Source organism: Glutamicibacter sp. HZAU, assembly GCF_004100365.1.
Lineage (GTDB): Bacteria > Actinomycetota > Actinomycetes > Actinomycetales > Micrococcaceae > Glutamicibacter > Glutamicibacter nicotianae.
In genome coordinates this window covers 73,412-89,284 of the sequence record NZ_SCKZ01000002.1, presented here as the reverse complement: position 1 = coordinate 89,284, position 15,873 = coordinate 73,412, and the positions used below count along the sequence as shown (strand labels likewise).

Genomic DNA, 15,873 nt, shown 5'->3' with positions numbered 1-15,873 from the left:
GTCGGTGACTCGATGACAGGTTCAGGCCACGGCAGCTGAAGCCGCGATTCCGTCGAGGATATCGTGTTCCGAGGCAATCAGAACCATTTCGCGGTTTCCGCTGGCCTTTTCGAGGTAATGAAGGATGCGTTGGACAATTGCGGCACCGGCCTGGATCACGTCGACACGGCCAGGATGCATGAAGCCCAGCGCGGCGCGCTCGTCCCTGGTGTAGGACAGCATGCTCGCGGTTGCCTGGCGCATCTGGGCGAAACTCAGCTGCGCCCCGTGGATCTTTTCCGACTCGTACTGCTTCAGGCCCAGGGCCTGGGCGGTGAGGGTAGTGAAGGTGCCGGCAACCATGATCACCGCATCCACCTGCGTCACATCCACGGTTCCGGACAGGGTTTCCAAGGTGCTGTCCATGAATTCCAGCGCTTCATCCGAACGCAGTCCCGCCTGGTGGAAGCGCTCGGTGACGCGCACGCACCCCATGTCCAGGCTCTTGGCCGCCAGCGGGCCGGTGGCATCGCCGAGCACGAATTCAGTGGATCCGCCGCCGAGGTCGATCACCAGTGACTTGCCGCTTTGCCCCGCCCGGACCGATGCCGCTCCGGCAAAGGACAGGGAGGCTTCTTCCTCGCCGCTGATCACTTCAGGGGCCACGCCCAGGATCTTGGTGATCCGCTCGGAGAAGACCTCGCGGTTCGATGCATCGCGGGCTGCGGAGGTCGCGGCGAAGCGGATCGCTTCCACGTCGTGCTCATCGCACAGCTTCTTGAACTCGCGGGCGGCTTCGAAAGTGCGTTCCAATGCTTCGGGGGCGAAGGCGCCGGTCGCGTCGACGCCCTGGCCCAGGCGAACGATGCGCATGGTGCGCAGCACGTCGACCAGCTGGCCATCGGCATCGACGTCGGCGATCAGCAGACGGATGGAGTTGGTTCCGCAGTCAATACCGGCAACGCGCATCAGGCATCCCCCTGCTCGGCGGACTCGGCCGCTTGGGCTGCCTCGCGCTCGGCACGCTTGCGGGCACGCTCTGCGCGCTTGGCCTCCGGGTCCTGCTGTTCCTGGGTCTTCACGTGGCGCGAGCGGTCACGGCTCGGCGCCTCGGAGTCGGTGTCCCACGCGCCAACGCAGTAGCACTTGTCCTTGGTCCACCACTCGGCGATGGCGGCCAGCGCCTCGTCGCCCAGCGGGTTCACGCCCTCGCCGGCTGCCAGCGAGTGGCCCACCAGCACGTGCAGGCACTTGACGCGGGTCGGCATGCCGCCGGCGGAGACGCCGGCGATTTCCGGAACGGCACCGGTGCCCGAGCGCTGGCCGATGGCATCGCGGTTGGCCAGGTACGACTCGTGGGCCGCGGCGTAGGCCTGCGCCAGCTGAGCGTCTTCGCCCAGGCGGTCATTCATCTCGTTCATCAGCCCGGCCGCCTCCAGGCGGGAAACAGCCGAAGTGATCACCGGGTGCGCCAGGTAGTAGGTGGTCGGGAACGGGATGCCCGAGGACAGCCGCGGGGCGGTCGTTGCCACCAGCGGATTGCCGCACACGCAGCGCGCACCAATCTCCACCACATCGCGCACCGGGCGGTTCAGCTGGCGGGACAGGGTGTCCAGGTCGGCTTCGCTCGGTACTCGTCCGGCGGCGTCAAGTGCTTCGCGGATTGGCTGTTCAGTCACGGTTATAGGTCTCTTCGCGTTTAAAGTGGTTAGTCGGTGGCAGAACGTCGAACAGAGTCGAGCAGCGCATCAACCCATGGAAGTTCCTGGCGCACCTCGAAGGTGCTTCCATTGCCGTCGGCGGGCGTCTCTTCATCCTTGGGGCGTTCGCCCACCACCATGTAGAGCTTCTCGCCAGGCATGACCAAGTTTATCCGCTCGCGTGCCTGCTGCTTGATGTACAGCGGGTCATCCCAGCGCGCGATTTCCTCCTTGAGGTCATCGCGCTGCGCCTCCAGCGCTTCGATCGAGGCATGCAGCTCGTTCAGTTCCGCCATCTGTGTGCGGTAGAAATTCACCGTCGGCACCAGCATCACTGCGAAGAAGGCCAGGACCACGATCAGCGCGGCGATGCGGCCGGAAAAACGGTGCGCCGCAACGGGTTCGCCCTCGGGGACCTGGTTCTGGTCCACCGGCTTTTCTCCCGGCTTGCGGCGGACCGCGGCGGAGAACTTCAGCCGGTCATCGCGGCGGCGTTCGCTCTGCTTTTCCTTGGCGCGTTCACGCAGCGGCACCTTGGGCTTCTGCGCGTAGTTGCCGGCAAATTTTTTCGGCGCACGTGACGCATCTGACGCTGGGGAGGCACCCTGTTTCGGCTTGGCGGCAGCGCTCTTCGGCTTCGGCGCGGAGGAGGCGTCCTTCACCCGGCGGGGTTTCGCGGGAGCCTGCTTGGCCGCCGGCTGCGGCTCGACAATGCGCAAGGCATCGGTTGGCGGTTCAGCCTGGAAATCCGCGCCGGCGTGTTTTGTCTGGTCAACCGGGGTTGCTGTGGCGTCTTTAGCCGGATCCGGAGTATTACGGCGAGGCATTCGCGGTGGTCGCTGAGCCATACTCCCCCAATTCCCATGGTGCTTGTCGTGCGGTCTTGCCGTGGACTTGGCAAGATAATTCCATTAAATAACGAAAAGCCCGCCGGTATCCACTACCGACGAGCTTATTCGCTATTACTGAATATTAGCTGTTGAAACGCGGGAACGCGCTGCGGCCAGCGTAGACCGCCGAGGCGCCCAGGTCCTCTTCGATGCGCAGCAGCTGGTTGTACTTGGCTACGCGCTCGGAGCGGGCCGGTGCACCGGTCTTGATCTGCCCGGCGTTGGTTGCCACGCAGATGTCAGCGATGGTGACATCCTCGGTCTCGCCCGAACGGTGCGAGGTGATGGTGGTGTAGCCGGCACGCTGCGCCATGGTCACCGCATCGATGGTCTCGGTCAGGGTGCCGATCTGGTTGACCTTCACCAGCAGCGAGTTGGCGGTGCCCTTGGCGATGCCGTCGGCCAGGCGCTGCGGGTTGGTGACGAACAGGTCGTCGCCCACCAGCTGGACCTTGTCGCCGATGGCGTCGGTCAGGGTCTTCCAGCCATCCCAGTCGTCCTCGTCCAGCGGATCCTCAATGGACACCAGCGGGAAGTCGGCCACCAGGCCGGCGTAGTAGTCGCTCATGTCCTTGGCGGACAGCGCCTTGCCTTCGAACTGGTAGGCGCCGTTCTCGTAGAACTCGGAGGAGGCGACGTCCAGCGCCAGGGCGATATCCTGGCCCGGGGTGTAGCCGGCGCGCTTGATCGCTTCGGTGATCAGTTCCAGTGCCGCGCGGTTGCTTGGCAGGTTCGGGGCGAAGCCGCCCTCGTCGCCCAGGCCGGTGGACAGGTTCTTTTCCTTCAGCACGGACTTGAGGCTGTGGTAGACCTCGACGCCCCAGCGCAGGCCCTCGGAGAAGGTCGGCGCGCCGATCGGGGCGATCATGAATTCCTGGATGTCCACGTCGGAGTCGGCGTGGGAGCCGCCGTTGAGGATGTTCATCAGCGGCACGGGGAGCACGTGCGCGTTGGGGCCGCCCAGGTACTTGAACAGCGGCAGGTTGGAGCTGGTTGCTGCGGCGTTGGCGACGGCCAGGGAGACGCCGAGGATGGCGTTGGCGCCGAGCTTGGACTTGTTCGCGGTGCCGTCCAGCTCGATCATGGCGGCGTCGATGGAGCGCTGGTCGGTGGCGTCCAGGCCCTCCAGCTCGTCGGCGATCTCGTCGATGACGGACTCTACAGCGCCCAGTACGCCCTTGCCGAGGTAGCGGTCCTTGTCGCCGTCGCGGCGCTCCGCCGCTTCGAAGGCGCCGGTGGATGCACCGGAAGGAACAGCGGCACGGCCGTGCGAGCCGTCGGAAAGCAGGACCTCGACCTCAACGGTCGGATTGCCGCGGGAATCGAGGATTTCGCGCGCGTGAATGGCGTCAATCAATGCCATGAGTATGGACTCCTTGTAGAAAGGGGTGGTCTTGGGGCAGGTCAACCAGCGGTCGCTGATTAGACCGTGGGCGCCATTGCCTGTCTCTAGCCTAGCGCTTCGATGGTGATTTACGCGATGTTATGTCATCCAGTTCCGCGCCGTACTGCTGGTTCAAGGCCGAGCGCAGCACCGACTCTGCGTCCAGGCCCAGCTCCTCGGCCCGCGCTGACAGGGCCATCAGTTCATTGGCCAAGGACTGCTCATCGGTGATCCGCTGGCGAACCTGCTCGGTGGCAAGCCCGCCAGCAGGCTGCGCCGACCCGGCCCTGGCATGGCGATCAAGCAATTTCTGCGCGAGCGCCAGGGAAGGCAGCCCGGCGGGCAGTCCCGCGTTCTTCCGCTTCTTCGGCTGCCCGGCGCGCTCGGCCTGCTTCGCCGCATCCCAAACCCGGATGATTTCATCGATGTCAGTGATGATGTCTTCGCGGACCTGCCCCTGCTCGTCGAAGATATGCCGGTTGCGGCGCAGCAGCTTCGCATTCAGGGTTTCGGCAACGTCCTCCAGGCCGAAGTGCCCGTGCTCCTCGGCGATCAGCGAGTGCAGCAGGATCTGGAAGTACAAGTCCCCCAGCTCCTCCTTGAGCAAGGCCGGGTTCTGCTCCGCGATGGCGTCGAGAACCTCATAGCTTTCCTCGATCAGGTAGGTGCGCAGCGACTCGTGGGTCAGCGCCTTGGTCCACGCGCATCTGCTGCGCAGGGTCCGGACGGTGGCGGCGAGCTGTTCGAGTTGCGTTCTGTTCTCCGGCATATGGCCATGCTATCGAAGCGGGTGTTCAGCTGGCGGCCGATTCGGTCCCATTCACTGCCTATTCGGGCTAGCATGGCCGTAGTTCATCCCGACGACGCGAAGGATTGCCAATGACCATCCAAGATACCGCCCGGCTCGAATTCCTGGAGCAGGTTCCAGCCAAGCTCTTCATCGGCGGCCGGTGGGTTGAAGGGCGATCCAAAAGCGTGTTGCGCACGGCCAACCCGTTCGATGACTCGCTGCTGGCCGAGATCCGCCAGGCCTCGACCGACGACGTCGACGCCGCCTACCAGGCCGCCGAGCAGGCCCAGGCCGGCTGGGCGGCGCTCTCCCCCGGCAAGCGTTCCAAGATCATGGGCCAGGCCGCAGACTACCTGCAAGCGAACTTCAAGGACATCCTGGCGCTGCTGATTGCCGAGTCCGGTTCCACCCATCTGAAGGCGAACATCGAATTGGGCGGCACCATCGCCGCCATCCGCGAAGCCGCCACCTTCCCCACCCGGGTGCACGGCAAGATCCTTCCCTCGAATGCCGAAGGCAAGGAGAACCGGGTCTACCGCGAACCGGTCGGCGTGGTGGGCATCATCAGCCCCTGGAACTTCCCGATGCTGCTCTCCGCCCGTTCCGTGGCTCCCGCCCTGGCACTGGGCAACGCGGTAGTGCTCAAGCCTGCCTCGGACACCCCATTGGTTGGCGCCCTGGTCCTGGCCAAGGCGTTCTCCGAGGCCGGCCTGCCCGAGGGCGTCTTGAACGCGGTGGTCGGTTCCGGTTCGGAAATCGGCGACTACTTCGTGGCGCACAAGATCCCGTCGCTGGTGTCCTTCACCGGATCGACCCCGGTAGGCAAGAACGTCGGCAAGATCGCGGTCAGCGGCGAGCACATGAAGCGAGTGGCGCTGGAACTTGGCGGCAACGCGCCCTTCGTGGTGCTGGAAGACGCCGACCTCGACGAAGCGGCCAAGGCCGCGACCCTGGGCAAGTTCCTGCACCAGGGGCAGATCTGCATGGCGATCAACCGCATCATCGTCCAGGCCCCGGTCTACGAGGCGTTCATCGAGAAGTTCATCGAGCAGGTCAACAAGCTCGGCTACGGAGATGCCGCGGATCCTGCCAACCTCGTGGGACCGATCATCAACGATGCCCAGCTTGAGTCGGTCAGCGCCAAGATCACCACCGCCCGCGAGCAGGGCGCGCGCGAGGTCCTGGCTGGCTCGATCAATGGCCGGGTGGTCTCTCCCCATGTCTTCGCCGATGTCACCAGCGGCATGGAACTGTTCCGCGAGGAGATTTTCGGTCCGGTCGTGGGCATCGCCAAGGCCGACTCCGAAGAGCATGCGCTTCAACTGGCCAACGACACCGAATTCGGCTTGTCCTCGGCCGTCTTCACGCAGAACCTGGAGAAGGGCGTCGCCTTTGCCCGCGGCATCAAGGCCGGAATGACCCACGTCAATGACATCACGGTCAACGACGAGCCGCATGTGATGTTCGGCGGCGAGAAGAATTCGGGGCTGGGCCGCTTCAACGGCGAGTGGGCCATCGAGGAATTCACCACCGATCATTGGGTCGGCGTGCAGTCCACCAAGAAGCAGTACCCGTTCTAGGCATCCTCCCGGATGCAGCGAAGCCGCCCAGTCCATGGACTGGGCGGCTTCGCTGTTTGGGAATTGAATCCCGGGAACTAGTCGGCGACGTTCTCGTATTCGTCTTCGTCGTAGTCTTCCTCGTCATCCAGCAGGTTGTCGTAGTAGTCGTTGATGTACTCGACCAGCAGCTCGCGCATTTCCAGCGGAACGAAGGCGGCCTCGGCTGCATTCAGCGTCAAATCCAGCAGGTCTTCCAGGTCGTAGTCGAAGGCTTCGACCAGCAACTCGAACTCGTCGGACAAGCTGGTGCCGGACATCAGGCGGTTATCCGGCGAGATGGTGACATTGAAACCGGTCTGTACCAGCAGGTCGATTGGGTGGTTCTCGATGCCTTCGCCGAACTTGGCGGTGGCGCCGGTCTGCAGGTTCGAAGACGGGCAGACTTCCAGCGGGATGCCGCGTTCGCGAACCCAGTTCGCGACCGGGCCCAGGGAGACCAGGCCGGTATCGTCGCTGAGTTCTTCGCCGTTCTCGTCGATCGCGCCGAACTCGATTTCGATGTCCTCGGCAACGCGGACGCCGTGGCCCAGGCGCTGGGCGCGGCCGACCAGGATGGCTTCCTTGATGGAGTCCAGCCCGGCTGCTTCGCCGGCGTGCACGGTGGTCGGGAAGAGGTTCTCGGCCAGCAGGTCGAAGGCTTCCTTCATTGCCGATGGTGGGAACCCGTCTTCGGCGCCGGCGATATCGAAACCGACCACGCCGCGGCCACGGTGGCGCAGGGCCAGCTTGGCGATTTCCACGCCCTGGTCGCCATGGCGCATGGCGACCAGGATCTGGCCGATCTGCATTGGGTGGCCTTCGGCGTTGAGCTGCTCGCAGGCCTGGTCCAGGCCTTCCTGGATCGCGTCGACGACGTCGTCCAGGCTCAGGCCCTCGCGGCGGTGCTGTTCCGGGGCGTAGCGGACTTCGCCGTAGATGACGCCGTCCTCGGCGAGGTCCTCGACGAATTCGCGGGCTACGCGGATCAGCGCATCGCGGGTCTGCATGACCGCGACGGTGTGCTCGAAGGTTTCCAGGTAGCGTGGCAACGAGCCGGAATCGGCTGATTCACGGAACCATTCGCCCAAAGCTTCGGCTTCGGTCTCTGGCAGCTCGTGTCCAATCTCGGCGGCCAGCTCGATGATCGTCTGAGGGCGCAGGCCACCGTCGAGGTGGTCGTGGAGCGAAACTTTAGGCAGATCCCGGAAGTCGAACTCGGGATCGTAGTCAGTATGAATCATTTCTTCAGTCACACCACTGAGCCTAGTCGCATTTTCGCTGAACTGACAGCTCCTGCGGGCAAAGATCTGCAAGCCGCAATGTGACCCTGGTCAATACTGCAGGTTAACCCTCGTCACCGGTTGGCGGCACGGTCTCGCGGACCCGTTCTTCCGCTTGTTCTTCGCGCTTCTCGGCACGGCGATGCAGGCGCCCTAGCACCCAGCTGACGATCCGGTCGATGACGAAGCCGAGCACCACGGCAATGACAATCGAGACGATGATTCCCAGCAGCTTGTTGTCGTGCATCCAGTTGCCGGCCAGTGCGCCGATGCTGATGGAATAGGTGGCCCAGGTCAGCACGCCGATGGTGTCGAAGAGGGTGAAGCGCTTGTGGCTGAACCCGGTGGCGCCGGCGGTCAGGTTGACGGCCACACGGCCAATGGGGATGTACCGGGCGGTGAAAATCAGCAGTGCTCCGGAGGTTTCAAGTTTTTTCTCGGCATAGGCCAGCACCCGCTGCGCGCGTTGCCCGCGCATCCATTTGAAGCCCCGGGATCCGATTTTCCGCCCTATGGCGTAGGTGATCTGGTCGCCGATCAAGGCACCGCCGGCACCCAGCAGGCCGATCAGCACGAGGTTGGGAACGCCGGTGTGGACGCCGACCGCGGCCAAAGAAACCAAAAATGATTCGCTCGGCACGATTGGGAAAATGGCATCGATCATGCAGAACAGAAACAATAACGGCAGGATCCACCATGCGCTGGCTGCCTGCGCAATTGCTTCATTGACTAATTCCATGCGTGCTTACATCTACTTTCCCAATGCGCTCAATGCGCTGAATTTCTATCCATTTTCGCTCGAGAACTCAACCGCCCGCATCCTGCTTAAGTGGCGTTGTGGACAATTCCCACCCGCTACCTAGGTAGGAGATAACTTGTCCAACGTTTGACTAGTCCGTTTTGGTTCCCGGGAAATCTCTGGGAACTTCCATGGGGCATCTCCCGCTGCGCAAGCAACGAAAGAGCCGGGAAACACTGCACAGTGTTTCCCGGCTCTTTGCCATGGATTCTTGTCCGCCTACTTGGCCGCGATGCGATCCAGGATCAGACGAGTGTCCGGACGGTCATCGGCCGAACCGATCATGATGGCCCGCTGGACCAGCTCGATGGCACGCTGCATTTTTTCCGGGGTGTCGGTCAGCAAGGTGGCAATCGGCTCGCCGCGGCGGACCAGGGCACCCGGCTTCACGTGCATGCGCACGCCTGCGCCGGCCTGGACGCTGTCTTCCTTGCGGGCACGTCCCGCACCGAGGGTCCATGCGGCCAGGCCGATGTCCATCGCATCGAGCTTGAGCAGCACGCCCTCGGCCTCAGCCACCACGGTGTGCGACTCCTTGGCTACCGGCAGCTTGGCATCCGGGTCGCCTCCCTGAGCGGCGATCATCCTGCGCCACACATCCATGGCCTTGCCATTTTGCAGCGCGTCGGCGACATCCACGTCCTTGATGCCGGCACCGGCCAGCATCTCGGTGGCCAGGGCCACGGTCAGCTCCACGACATCGCTTGGTCCGCCGCCGGCCAGGACCTCGACGGATTCCTCCACCTCGATGGCGTTGCCTGCGGTCAGGCCCAGCGGGGTTTCCATGTTGGTCAGCAGGGCCACGGTGTTCACCGACGCATCGGTGCCAAGGTTCACCATGGTTTCTGCCAACTCGCGGGCCATGGCCTCGTCCTTCATGAACGCGCCGGAACCGACCTTCACATCCAGCACCAGGGTGCCGGTGCCTTCGGCGATCTTCTTGCTCATGATCGAGGATGCGATCAGCGGGATGGCTTCCACGGTGGCGGTGACGTCGCGCAGGGCGTAGAGCTTCTTGTCCGCCGGAGCCAGCCCGGTGCCGGCGGCGCAGATGACCGCGCCGACGTTGGACAGCTGGGAGAACAGCTCTTCGTTGGACAGATCCGCCTTCCAGCCGGGGATGGCTTCGAGCTTGTCCAGCGTGCCGCCGGTGTGGCCCAGCCCGCGCCCGGAAAGCTGCGGAACGGCCACGCCGAAGCTGGCGACCAGCGGAGCCAGCGGCAAGGTGATCTTGTCCCCCACCCCGCCGGTGGAGTGCTTGTCGGTGGTGGCCAGATTCTTGCCCGACGGGTCGGTGAGGGCGGAGAAGTCCATGCGTTCGCCGGAATTGATCATCGCGGCGGTCCAGCGTGAGATCTCGTTGCGGTTCATGCCCTGGAAGTAGATGGCCATGTTCAGCGCGGACATCTGCTCTTCGGCGATGACCCCGCGGGTGTAGGCATCGATGGTCCAGTCGATCATCTCGTTGCTCAGTTCGCCGCCATCGCGCTTTGCGCGGATGACTTCGACGGCACTGAATTGCTCGGCAGCCATGTAAGGCACCTTCCGTTCTGCTGTTGGCCGGTGTGCTCCGGCGCTAGGCGTTGAGGTTGTTCGGCCCGAACGCGTCAGGCAAGAGGTCGTCGATGCCGAGAATTCCGCGGGCGGTCTTGATCTTCATATCCGCCCCGCGGTGCTCGAAGAGCAGCTGGCGGCAGCGGCCGCACGGGGTGATCAGCTCCAGCTCGCCGTCGCGCAGCTGGCCGAAGCACAGGAAGTATTCAAGGGTGCCCCCGCCGGTGGCGAAGAGCTGGCCCACCATGGCGCATTCGGCACACAGGGTGACCCCGTAGGCGGCATTCTCGATATTGCATCCGGAAACCAGGCGGCCGTCGCTGGCCAGGGCCGCGGCGCCCACCCGGAATTCCGAGTAGGGCGCGTAGGCCTGGGACAGCGCGGCCGTGGCCGCTGCTTCGAGCTGCGGCCACGGCGCGTTGTTGCTATCCATGGGTAATCGCTATTCCTTCACATACGGTTCGCCGGCGGCGGCAGGTCCGCGGGAGCGGCCCACCAGGCCGGCCACCGCGAAGATGGTAACCAGGTACGGCAGCATGGCCATGAACTGGCTCGGTACCGGGGTGCCGATGATGGTCAGGATGACCTGAAGGTTGTCGGCGAATCCGAAGAGCAGGGCGGCCAGGAAGGCGCCGATCGGGTTCCACCGGCCGAAGATCACCGCGGCCAGGGCGATAAAGCCGCGTCCGCCGGAGATTTCCTTCGTGAAGGAGTCGATCGCCACCAGGGTGAAGAAGGAACCGCCGATGCCCGCCACGATGCCGCCGAGGGTGACATTCCAGAAGCGGATCGAGTTGACCTTGATGCCCAGGGTGTCGGCGGCTTTCGGGTGCTCGCCGACCGCGCGCACCCGAAGGCCCCACTTGGTCTTGAACAGTCCGAACCAGACCAGGAACACTGCCAGGTACATCAGGTAGCCGATGACCGACTGCTTGAACAGGATCGGTCCGATGACCGGGATGGCCGAAAGCAGCGGGATCTCGACCACCGGCAGGTGCACCGGCGAGTTGAACAGCTCCGGGTCTTCCTGCATCACGGTGGTGAACAGGAAGCCGGTGATGCCGGAGACCAGCACGTTGAGCACCACGCCGACGATGATCTGGTTGACCACGTACTTGATGGAGAACAGTGCCAGCACCAGGGACACCACGGCGCCGGCCAGGCCGGCGGCGATCAGGCCCGCGAAGGCGTTCTGCGTCACCGAGGCGACGATGGCCGCGGTGAATGCGCCGCCCAGCAGCTGGCCCTCGATGGCGATGTTGACCACGCCGGCGCGTTCGGAGAGCACGCCGGACAGGGAGCCGAAGACCAGCGGCACGGCCAACACCACGCCGCCGGCCAGCAGGCTGGCCAGCGAGATGCTGTTGATGTTGGCGCCGGAGACCACCCACACCAGGAAGCCGAGCACGAAGAGGATGGCCGCGACGGCGATCATCCAGGTGGCCAGCGCCTTGCCCTGCTTGCGCTGCATCCACGAGTAGGCGGCGATGGCCAGCAACAGCACGCCGAACACGATGTTGGTGATCCGGCCCGGGAAGATCAGTTCCGGCAGCTCGAAGGCGTCGCCGGCGCTGTTCAGCGTGAAGTGCGCTGCCTGGTCGTTGCCCAGCAGGCCGAAGCTGAAGAAGGTGATCACGGCGATCACCGTCAGGATGATCGGGGTCTTCTTGCTCGGCAAGACGTTGATTGCTGGTTGCAAGGTGGTTGCGGTCACTTGGCACCTGCCTTAGTAGGTTCGAGCTTGGAGCTGCGCTTCTTCTTGCGGTTCATGCCGAAGATGGCCTTCACCAGCGGAGGTGCGGCGATGAACAGCACGATCAGCGACTGCACCACCGACACGATGTCGATCGGGGTGCCGGTGGTGATCTGCATGTTCACCGCACCGGCCTGGAATGCGCCGAAGAGCAGGCCGGCGAAGAAGGTGCCCCATGGGGTGGAGCGGCCCAGCAGGGCCACGGTGATCGCGTCGAAGCCCAGCGAGCCGGCAATGCCGCCGGTGAGCACCTTTTCGGTGCCCGCCACCTGGGCCACGCCGGCGGCGCCGGCCAGGGCGCCGGCCAGCGCCATCGCGATGATGGTGGTGCGCGCGACGTTGATGCCGGCGGTCTGCGCGGCCTCGGGGTTATGCCCCACGGCACGGAATTCGAAGCCCACGGTGGAGCGCTTGAACATCCAGGCCACTGCCAGCACCAGCAGCACCGCCATCACGAAGCCCAGGTGCAGGCGCGAGCCGGGGATCGCCGGGAAGATGGCCGAGCTGTCGAGGATCGGCGAGATCGGGTTGGTCTCGCCGGGGCGGCGGAAGGCCTGGGTGTTCATCAGGAAGTCGATCAGGTATACAGCCACGTAGTTGAACATGATCGTGAGGATCACTTCGTGGGCGCCGGTCTTGGCCTTGAGCAGGCCCACCAGTCCGCCCCAGATCGCGCCGCCGAGAAGGCCGAAGACGATGACCAGCAGCAGGTGCAGGCCGATCGGCAGGTGCCAGGCGAAGCCGATGTAGGCGGCCAGCACAGAGCCGATGATGATCTGGCCCTGCGCGCCGATGTTGAACAGGCCGGCGCGGAAGGCCACCGCCACGCCCAAACCGGCGCAGATCAGCGGGGTGGAGACGGTCAGCGTCTCGAGGAACGGCTTGAAGCCCTGCGCGGAATTGTAGATCGAGCCGTTGAACAGCGCCACATAGCTTTCGGTGGCGGCACGCCAGAATTCACTGAAGAACGCAGAGGGCTTGGCCAGCAGGTAGCCGGCGGTTTCGCCAACCTTCTCGTCGGTGACCGCGATCAGCAGGCCGCCGATGACCAGCGCGACGATGACGCCGAGGACCGAGACCAGTCCCGGTCCCTGGGTGATCTGGCGCAGCAGGTCGTTGCCCGGCTTGCCGGAGTCGGGAACCACAGGTGCTTTCTCGCTCACTGCGCTTCTCCTTCCTGGTTGTCGTGCTCGCTGGCCGGCTGCGCTTCAACCGGCTCGTTGTCCGCCTTGGCGTATTCGGCCTGGGCGAAGGCCTCTTCCTGGGATACGCCGGCCATCATCAGGCCGAGCACCTCGCGGGAGGTGTCCCCCGGCACGATGCCGTTGATCCTGCCCTTGTAGAGCACGGCGATGCGGTCGGCCAGTTCCATGACCTCGTCCAGCTCGGTGGACACGATCATCACCGGGGTGCCCTTGTCGCGTTCGGCCACGATGCGCCGGTGCAGGAACTCGATGGATCCCACATCCACGCCGCGGGTCGGCTGCGAGGCGATGAACAGTTTCAGATCGCGGCTCAGCTCGCGGGCCATGACGACCTTCTGCTGGTTGCCGCCGGAGAGGCTGGAGGCCGGGTTCAGCGGGTTGTCGGTGCGCACGTCGAAGCCCTCGATCTGCTCCTTGGCGTTCTTCTTGATCGCCTCGAGGTTCATCGAGATGCCCCTGCCGAACGGCGGGCGGTCGTAGAGGTCCAGCACCAGGTTCTCCTCGATGGAGAACTGGGTGACCAGCCCGTGCACCGAACGGTCCTCGGGAACGAAGCCCAGGCCCGAACGCAGGATCGACTTCACCGACTTGCCCACCAGCTCTTCGCCGGCCAGCTTGACCGAGCCGCCGGTCACCGGCTGGGTGCCCAGGATCGCTTCGGTCAACTCGGTCTGGCCGTTGCCCTGCACGCCGGCCACTGCAAGGATTTCGCCCTCGTGGATGGTGAAGGACACCGAGTCCAAGGTGGTGGTGCCTGCCGGGTCGACGACGCTCAGGTCGCGCACTTCCAGGGCGGCGGCGCCAGGGGTGGCGGCCGCCTTGTTCAGGTTCAGCTCCACCGCGCGGCCCACCATCAGGTTGGCCAGCTCGGTGGTGGAGGATTCCGGGAAGACCGAATCGATGACCCGTCCGCGGCGGATCACGGTGATGACATCGGAGACGGCGCGCACTTCGCGCAGCTTGTGCGAGATGAAGACGATGGAGGTGCCGTTGGCCTTGAGCTGGCGCATGATGTCCAGCAGCTCGTCGGTTTCCTGCGGGGTCAGCACCGCCGTCGGCTCATCGAGGATCAGGATGCGCGCATCGCGCACCAGCGCCTTGATGATTTCCACGCGCTGCTGCACGCCCACCGGCAGGTCTTCGACGATCGCATCGGGATCCACGGCGAAGCCGTAGCGGTCCGAGATTTCGCGGATCTTCTTGCGGGTGACCTGAAGGTCCAGCATGCCGCCAGCCTTGGTGGTCTCGGCGCCCAGCGCGATGTTCTCGGCCACCGTGAAGACCGGGACCAGCATGAAGTGCTGGTGCACCATGCCGATGCCGGCGGCCATGGCATCGCCCGGTCCGGAGAACTCGACGGGCTTCCCGTCCAGCAAAATTTGGCCCTCGGTCGGCTGGTACAGGCCGTAGAGCACGTTCATAAGCGTGGACTTTCCAGCACCGTTTTCGCCAAGCAGACAGTGAATCTGGGCGTCGTCGACCGTCAGGTCGATATCTTTGTTGGCGTAGAAAGAACCGAAGGCTTTCGAGATTCCTCGTAGTTCGAGTTTCACGATTCCACCATCTTCATTGTTCGTTTGGCGAAGTTCTTGCTTGCAAGTTGTTTTGGCCCTTAGGCAGGCATAAAGCGCGTCACCTGCCCACCGCTGTGCTGCGGCGAGCGGTGACGCGCTCCATGGCTGATTAGCCTAGTCCTACTTCGGGCTGGAGGCCGATTCGATCTTCAGCTCACCGGAGATGATCTGCTGCTTCAGCGCCTCGATCTCCTTCTTGGTGTCCTCGCCGATCTCTTCGTCGAAGTTGTGGAACGGTGCCAGTGCAACGCCCTCGTTCTCCAGGGTGCCGACGTACGGGGTCGAATCGAAGTTGCCCTCGGCGTCGGTGCGGATGACATCCTCGACTGCGGTGTCCATGGTCTTGACCACCGAGGTCAGCATGACGTCCTTGTAGTCGGGAGCGGTCAGGAAGCCGTCGGAGTCGACCCAGACGAGCTTGGCGTCCTTGCCGCTGTTGTTGGCCTCGACCACGGCAGCGCCAGCGCCCTTGCCCACTGGGCCGGCAACAGGCATGACAACGTCAGCGCCGGAAGCGATGAAGTTCTTGGTGATCTGCTTGCCTTTGTCCTGCTTCTCGAAGTCGCCGGAGAAGGTGCCGTCCTGCTTGTCCTTGTTCCAGCCCAGCAGCTTGACGTCCTTGCCCTTGTCCTCGTTGAACTTGTCAACGCCGTCGGCGAAGCCGTCCATGAAGATGGTCACGGTAGGGATCTTGATGCCGCCGAAGGTGGCAACGGTGCCGGTCTTCGAGGCGGCAGCTGCGGCGTAGCCTGCCAGGTAGGCAGCCTGGGCCGTGTCGTAGATGATCGGCTTGACGTTCTCGATCGGCTTGTCGTACTGGAAGTCGACGATCGCGAAGTGCTTGTCCGAGTTGGCAGCGGCGGCCTCGGCGGTGGCATCGCCCAGCAGGAAGCCGATGGTGACGGTCAGGTCGCAGCCTGCGTTGACCATGCCGTTGAGGTTGGTCGCGAAGTCCGCGTTGGACTTGGATTCCGCGTCCTTGGTCTGGATACCCAGGTCCTTCTCGGCGTTCTTCAGGCCGCGGAAGGAAGATTCGTTGAAGGACTGGTCGTCGAATCCGCCGGAGTCGGACACAATGCAGCCGACGTAGTCCGGGTACTGGCCAGCCGAGCTGCTCTCTTCCGGTGCAGCGCCGCAGGCGCTCAAAGCTAATGCCGAGATGCCGAGCATGGCTGCCGCCACACCGGTCTTGCGCGATACGAAGCGCATCTGTTCCTCCAAAGAATCTTGCGAGATAATGCGGGAGGCAAGACACCTGACCCTCGTGCAAGGCTCCATTGCCTAGGCCTTACGCGAGCACACCAAAAGTCCTAGCGTTCCCATCGTTTCCATAGCCTATCGGAGATACGTCACAGGTAAAGACG

General features: G+C 64.1%; 14 protein-coding genes. 1 reads left to right on the top strand and 13 read right to left on the bottom strand.

The window, feature by feature from the left end:
• Positions 1-21 precede the first annotated feature (21 nt).
• The 5 genes from EKH49_RS03035 to EKH49_RS03015 all read right to left on the bottom strand — a co-directional run bounded on the left by EKH49_RS03035 (position 22) and on the right by EKH49_RS03015 (position 4,722).
• Complete coding sequence (locus tag EKH49_RS03035; RefSeq protein ID WP_201739548.1) at positions 22-948, bottom strand: Ppx/GppA phosphatase family protein; 927 nt, start codon at positions 946-948, stop codon at positions 22-24.
• A complete protein-coding gene (locus tag EKH49_RS03030; RefSeq protein WP_128469656.1) occupies positions 948-1,658 on the bottom strand; it encodes a DUF501 domain-containing protein in 711 nt (236 codons plus the stop codon). The genes EKH49_RS03035 and EKH49_RS03030 overlap by 1 nt, the downstream gene beginning before the upstream one ends.
• Positions 1,659-1,687: 29 nt before the next feature.
• A complete protein-coding gene (locus EKH49_RS03025; RefSeq protein WP_083586665.1) occupies positions 1,688-2,506 on the bottom strand; it encodes an FtsB family cell division protein in 819 nt (272 codons plus the stop codon).
• Between the two features lie 145 nt (positions 2,507-2,651).
• Complete coding sequence (gene eno / locus EKH49_RS03020; RefSeq protein ID WP_038989910.1) at positions 2,652-3,932, bottom strand: phosphopyruvate hydratase; 1,281 nt, start codon at positions 3,930-3,932, stop codon at positions 2,652-2,654.
• A 91-nt stretch (positions 3,933-4,023) separates the two neighbouring features.
• Entirely contained in the window at positions 4,024-4,722 is a 699-nt protein-coding gene (locus EKH49_RS03015; RefSeq protein WP_038989911.1) for a MazG nucleotide pyrophosphohydrolase domain-containing protein, read from the bottom strand.
• Between the two features lie 110 nt (positions 4,723-4,832).
• Between EKH49_RS03015 and EKH49_RS03010 the strand changes: the two genes are divergently transcribed.
• Positions 4,833-6,323 carry an aldehyde dehydrogenase family protein gene (locus tag EKH49_RS03010; protein WP_128469655.1) on the top strand — a complete coding sequence of 497 codons (1,491 nt, stop codon included), beginning with the start codon at positions 4,833-4,835 and terminating at the stop codon, positions 6,321-6,323.
• A gap of 77 nt (positions 6,324-6,400) precedes the next feature.
• Here the strand turns inward: EKH49_RS03010 and EKH49_RS03005 are convergent, their stop codons facing one another.
• The 8 genes from EKH49_RS03005 to EKH49_RS02970 form a co-directional block, all read right to left on the bottom strand.
• On the bottom strand, positions 6,401-7,585 hold the full coding sequence (locus EKH49_RS03005) for an adenosine deaminase (RefSeq protein ID WP_121866309.1): 1,185 nt from the start codon (positions 7,583-7,585) through the stop codon (positions 6,401-6,403).
• 103 nt (positions 7,586-7,688) lie between these two features.
• Positions 7,689-8,363, bottom strand: a complete 675-nt coding sequence (locus EKH49_RS03000) for a DedA family protein (protein WP_128469654.1) — start codon at positions 8,361-8,363, stop codon at positions 7,689-7,691.
• A 279-nt stretch (positions 8,364-8,642) separates the two neighbouring features.
• The gene (locus EKH49_RS02995; RefSeq protein ID WP_128469653.1) at positions 8,643-9,956 is read right to left on the bottom strand and encodes a thymidine phosphorylase; all 1,314 of its coding nucleotides are present in this window, start codon (positions 9,954-9,956) and stop codon (positions 8,643-8,645) included.
• A gap of 43 nt (positions 9,957-9,999) precedes the next feature.
• A complete protein-coding gene (locus EKH49_RS02990) occupies positions 10,000-10,410 on the bottom strand; it encodes a cytidine deaminase (protein WP_128469652.1) in 411 nt (136 codons plus the stop codon).
• A 9-nt stretch (positions 10,411-10,419) separates the two neighbouring features.
• Positions 10,420-11,691 carry an ABC transporter permease gene (locus EKH49_RS02985; RefSeq protein WP_128469651.1) on the bottom strand — a complete coding sequence of 424 codons (1,272 nt, stop codon included), beginning with the start codon at positions 11,689-11,691 and terminating at the stop codon, positions 10,420-10,422.
• Positions 11,688-12,893: an ABC transporter permease gene (locus EKH49_RS02980; RefSeq protein ID WP_128469650.1), complete on the bottom strand. Its 1,206-nt coding sequence runs from the start codon at positions 12,891-12,893 to the stop codon at positions 11,688-11,690. Before EKH49_RS02980 ends, EKH49_RS02985 begins: the two co-directional genes overlap by 4 nt.
• Complete coding sequence (locus EKH49_RS02975) at positions 12,890-14,488, bottom strand: ABC transporter ATP-binding protein (protein ID WP_128469649.1); 1,599 nt, start codon at positions 14,486-14,488, stop codon at positions 12,890-12,892. Before EKH49_RS02975 ends, EKH49_RS02980 begins: the two co-directional genes overlap by 4 nt.
• Positions 14,489-14,629: 141 nt before the next feature.
• Complete coding sequence (locus tag EKH49_RS02970) at positions 14,630-15,718, bottom strand: BMP family lipoprotein (protein WP_128469648.1); 1,089 nt, start codon at positions 15,716-15,718, stop codon at positions 14,630-14,632.
• Between the last annotated feature and the right edge of the window lie 155 nt (positions 15,719-15,873).

What these genes read in the sequence shown, in the direction of transcription:
- EKH49_RS03025 (WP_083586665.1), bottom strand. Translation starts at nt 2,506, where the DNA reads ATGCCTCGCCGTAATACTCCGGATCCGGCTAAAGACGCCACAGCAACC.
- EKH49_RS02990 (WP_128469652.1), bottom strand. Translation starts at nt 10,410, where the DNA reads ATGGATAGCAACAACGCGCCGTGGCCGCAGCTCGAAGCAGCGGCCACG.
- EKH49_RS02970 (WP_128469648.1), bottom strand. Translation starts at nt 15,718, where the DNA reads ATGCGCTTCGTATCGCGCAAGACCGGTGTGGCGGCAGCCATGCTCGGC.
- EKH49_RS03005 (WP_121866309.1), bottom strand. Translation starts at nt 7,585, where the DNA reads ATGATTCATACTGACTACGATCCCGAGTTCGACTTCCGGGATCTGCCT.
- EKH49_RS03015 (WP_038989911.1), bottom strand. Translation starts at nt 4,722, where the DNA reads ATGCCGGAGAACAGAACGCAACTCGAACAGCTCGCCGCCACCGTCCGG.
- EKH49_RS03000 (WP_128469654.1), bottom strand. Translation starts at nt 8,363, where the DNA reads ATGGAATTAGTCAATGAAGCAATTGCGCAGGCAGCCAGCGCATGGTGG.
- EKH49_RS03010 (WP_128469655.1), top strand. Translation starts at nt 4,833, where the DNA reads ATGACCATCCAAGATACCGCCCGGCTCGAATTCCTGGAGCAGGTTCCA.
- eno (WP_038989910.1), bottom strand. Translation starts at nt 3,932, where the DNA reads ATGGCATTGATTGACGCCATTCACGCGCGCGAAATCCTCGATTCCCGC.
- EKH49_RS03035 (WP_201739548.1), bottom strand. Translation starts at nt 948, where the DNA reads ATGCGCGTTGCCGGTATTGACTGCGGAACCAACTCCATCCGTCTGCTG.
- EKH49_RS02995 (WP_128469653.1), bottom strand. Translation starts at nt 9,956, where the DNA reads ATGGCTGCCGAGCAATTCAGTGCCGTCGAAGTCATCCGCGCAAAGCGC.